Origin of the sequence: Citrobacter sp., from assembly GCF_050252275.1 — a bacterium.
GTDB lineage: Bacteria > Pseudomonadota > Gammaproteobacteria > Enterobacterales > Enterobacteriaceae > Citrobacter_A > Citrobacter_A amalonaticus.
Genome location: NZ_JBFWLF010000378.1, coordinates 1 through 3,460, shown reverse-complemented (window position 1 = coordinate 3,460; position 3,460 = coordinate 1). Strand labels below are relative to the sequence as shown.

Annotated in this window: 3 protein-coding genes, 5 tRNA genes and 1 other RNA gene; 2 read left to right on the top strand and 7 right to left on the bottom strand. The window is 51.5% G+C overall.

The window, feature by feature from the left end:
* Window positions 1–100: 100 nt before the first annotated feature.
* The 5 genes from AB7E14_RS21880 to AB7E14_RS21860 all read right to left on the bottom strand — a co-directional run bounded on the left by AB7E14_RS21880 (window position 101) and on the right by AB7E14_RS21860 (window position 650).
* A non-coding RNA gene (locus tag AB7E14_RS21880) (RtT sRNA) lies at window positions 101–234 on the bottom strand.
* A 22-nt stretch (window positions 235–256) separates the two neighbouring features.
* Window positions 257–332: transfer RNA gene (locus tag AB7E14_RS21875), tRNA-Lys, on the bottom strand.
* Window positions 333–336: 4 nt separating this feature from the next.
* Window positions 337–412, bottom strand: a tRNA-Val gene (locus tag AB7E14_RS21870).
* A gap of 41 nt (window positions 413–453) precedes the next feature.
* A tRNA-Val gene (locus AB7E14_RS21865) sits at window positions 454–529 on the bottom strand.
* A gap of 45 nt (window positions 530–574) precedes the next feature.
* A tRNA-Val gene (locus AB7E14_RS21860) sits at window positions 575–650 on the bottom strand.
* Between the two features lie 258 nt (window positions 651–908).
* On the opposite strand from AB7E14_RS21860, the gene gltX reads away from it, so the two are divergent.
* Window positions 909–2,324, top strand: a complete 1,416-nt coding sequence (gene gltX, locus AB7E14_RS21855; RefSeq protein ID WP_316962444.1) for a glutamate--tRNA ligase — start codon at window positions 909–911, stop codon at window positions 2,322–2,324.
* A gap of 53 nt (window positions 2,325–2,377) precedes the next feature.
* On the opposite strand, the gene AB7E14_RS21850 is transcribed toward gltX, so the two are convergent.
* Together AB7E14_RS21850 and AB7E14_RS21845 are read right to left on the bottom strand one after the other, a co-directional pair.
* Window positions 2,378–2,770: a MerR family transcriptional regulator gene (locus tag AB7E14_RS21850; protein ID WP_042999922.1), complete on the bottom strand. Its 393-nt coding sequence runs from the start codon at window positions 2,768–2,770 to the stop codon at window positions 2,378–2,380.
* A gap of 1 nt (window position 2,771) precedes the next feature.
* On the bottom strand, window positions 2,772–3,134 hold the full coding sequence (locus AB7E14_RS21845; RefSeq protein ID WP_042999923.1) for a MerR family transcriptional regulator: 363 nt from the start codon (window positions 3,132–3,134) through the stop codon (window positions 2,772–2,774).
* Window positions 3,135–3,355: 221 nt separating this feature from the next.
* Here AB7E14_RS21845 and AB7E14_RS21840 point away from each other — a divergent pair.
* A tRNA-Ala gene (locus tag AB7E14_RS21840) sits at window positions 3,356–3,431 on the top strand.
* Window positions 3,432–3,460: the final 29 nt, after the last annotated feature.

Genomic DNA, 3,460 nt, shown 5'->3' with positions numbered 1-3,460 from the left:
AGCGTGCTTGATTTGGCATGAAATTCCCCAGACTCGGTACAGGCTCGAATCTGACAAACAGTACATAGCAAAAAGGCGCCTTTAGGGCGCCTTTCTACATTGGTGGGTCGTGCAGGATGACTCGCTTTGCTCGCCCTTCGGGCCGTCGCCGCAAGCGGCTCCGTTGTCTCACTGCGTGAGACCCGAACCTGCAGCAGGTTCGAATCGTTACATTCTGCGCATAGCAAAAAGGCGCCTTTAGGGCGCCTTTCTACATTGGTGGGTCGTGCAGGATTCGAACCTGCGACCAATTGATTAAAAGTCAACTGCTCTACCAACTGAGCTAACGACCCGAAGTGGTGGGTGATGACGGGATCGAACCGCCGACCCCCTCCTTGTAAGGGAGGTGCTCTCCCAGCTGAGCTAATCACCCACTTCGGTACTTCACAATAAGAAATTTAGCTGGCGAGAAAGTGGTGGGTGATGACGGGATCGAACCGCCGACCCCCTCCTTGTAAGGGAGGTGCTCTCCCAGCTGAGCTAATCACCCACTTCTCAATTTCTTATCTACACGGCGGAGACTACATAAAGTAGTTGGTGGGTGATGACGGGATCGAACCGCCGACCCCCTCCTTGTAAGGGAGGTGCTCTCCCAGCTGAGCTAATCACCCCCGCTGTGTGGAGTCGCATTATAGGGAGAGTTGAAAATGAGTCAACGCATTTTCTAAAGAAATTGTTTGTTCGTCGTAATTTTAAGCAAAACGATCGTGAAACGGTCTCTGGCGCATGATTTCTAAACAAAAAGGGTTCTGTACGGCGTTTACCCGGTAACAACATTGAGGATTTACTTCACAGTGATAGAATATCGGCCATTCCATTTTTCCCGGATTTGCCGGTTGTCGGCATCTTTATAAACGTAAGGCCATTTCATGAAAATCAAAACTCGCTTCGCGCCAAGCCCGACAGGCTATCTGCACGTCGGTGGTGCGCGTACTGCTCTCTACTCCTGGCTTTTTGCACGTAATCACGGCGGTGAGTTTGTGCTGCGTATTGAAGACACCGATCTCGAACGTTCCACGCCGGAAGCTATCGAAGCCATTATGGACGGTATGAACTGGCTGAGTCTGGAATGGGACGAAGGTCCGTACTTCCAGACTAAACGTTTCGATCGTTATAACGCAGTGATTGATGAGATGCTGGAAGCGGGCACGGCCTATAAATGTTACTGCTCCAAAGAACGCCTGGACGCACTGCGTGAAGAGCAGATGGCGAAGGGTGAAAAGCCGCGCTACGACGGTCGTTGCCGTCATGGTCATGAACATCACGCTGATGATGAGCCTTGTGTTGTCCGTTTTGCCAACCCGCAGGACGGCTCTGTCATTTTTGACGACCAGATCCGTGGCCCGATCGAATTCAGCAATCAGGAGCTGGACGATCTGATCATCCGCCGCACCGACGGTTCCCCGACTTATAACTTTTGTGTAGTGGTGGACGACTGGGATATGGAGATCACCCACGTCATTCGTGGTGAAGACCATATCAACAATACCCCGCGCCAGATCAACATTCTGAAAGCGCTGAACGCGCCAGTGCCGGTGTACGCCCACGTCTCTATGATCAACGGCGACGACGGTAAAAAACTGTCCAAACGTCACGGCGCGGTGAGTGTAATGCAGTATCGTGATGACGGCTATCTGCCGGAAGCGCTGCTGAACTACCTGGTGCGTCTGGGCTGGTCCAGCGGCGATCAGGAGATCTTCACGCGTGAAGAGATGATCAAGCTGTTCTCCCTTGGAGCGGTCAGCAAATCCGCCAGTGCGTTCAACACGGAAAAACTGCAGTGGCTGAACCATCACTACATTAACTCGCTGGCACCGGAGTATGTGGCAACGCATCTGCAGTGGCACATCGAGCAGGAAAACATCGATACCCGTAACGGCCCGGAGTTGGCTGAACTGGTGAAACTGCTGGGCGAGCGTTGCAAAACACTGAAAGAGATGGCGCAGAGCTGCCGTTACTTCTACGAAGACTTTGCCGAGTTTGATGCCGATGCCGCGAAGAAACACCTGCGTCCGGTGGCGCGTCAGCCGCTGGAAGTGGTGCGCGACAAACTGGCAACCATTACCGAGTGGACGGCTGAAAACGTGCATCATGCGATTCAGGCTACTGCTGATGAGCTGGAAGTGGGGATGGGTAAAGTCGGTATGCCGTTACGTGTGGCGGTAACCGGTGCGGGCCAGTCTCCTGGCTTAGACGTAACGGTGCACGCGATTGGAAAAACTCGCAGCATTGAGCGCATCAATAAAGCTCTGGCTTTTATTGCGGAGCGTGAAGCGCAGCAGTAAGCGATCGCCGCATTAATGAAACGGCAGGGGAGACTCTGCCGTTTTTCTTTGCATTACTCAGAATCGTTCAGACCCAGGCGTGTAAGGAAACCACGGATACCTTCACGTGAAAGGAATAGCGCTAACTTTTCCTGTTCCGCAGCGGACATATTTTCCACGGCATCAATAATTTGCCTATAGGCATGACTGCGTACGACGGGATTGTACTCGGCCAGCGGCTCTTCAGCCTGATAAAATGCAGAATGGTTACGAAACGCCGGGATGTTCAAAATAAACTCCCGCACGCGTGTATCGATATGAACGAGTCTTGCCCGACCACCTTTAACACCTGGAAATTTTTCCGTTTCCCATTTTTGTTCACGTATCCAACGATTCACGGTTTGCTTAGCGACACCGAGGCAATCTGCCAGTTCTTCGGTGGTCATTTTGCTGCGTAATCTTTTCATATTATTTGCTGTCGCGGATCCCTAAGCGTTGTAATAAACCGGTAATCCCTTCCCGCAGTAGCAAAGAGGTAAAGTGTTTTTGTTCAGCAGGCGTCATCTCTTTCACCAGCTTGATCAGGAGTGCTTCCAGCGAGGCATCGCCAGGGGGTGAGAAGGTGTCAGACAATCCTTCCGCTGAGCGTTCTGCGCTGCGGATATATTCACGAACCTGTTCGTTAACATGCACCAGTCGCGCTTTACCGCCCTGAACGCCTGGTTTTGGTGATGTCGCCCAACCTTCTTTTCGCACCCATTTATTAATAGTCTGTCGGCTGTAACCCGTCAGATTCGCGAGTTCTTCTGGCGTCATCCGTTCCTTGAACATAACGATTCCCTGAGTAGTCGTGTGGTTAATTAGTGGTTCATTTTATAGCACCATTTTAGTGGAAACCGTGACGTGTTTAACTACTGAATGCGAGTTGTTGCGCATTGTTCTTCATTTGTCTGCTTTTTCAGCGATTAGAATCGGCGCTTTCAATTTGCCGTTGACACATGCGAAGGGAATTCATATGATGCCGCCCGTCAACTCGACAAGCTTTACGTAATGGGGCTATAGCTCAGCTGGGAGAGCGCTTGCATGGCATGCAAGAGGTCAGCGGTTCGATCCCGCTTAGCTCCACCAAAATTTGAACCCAACAATTTTGGTACGTA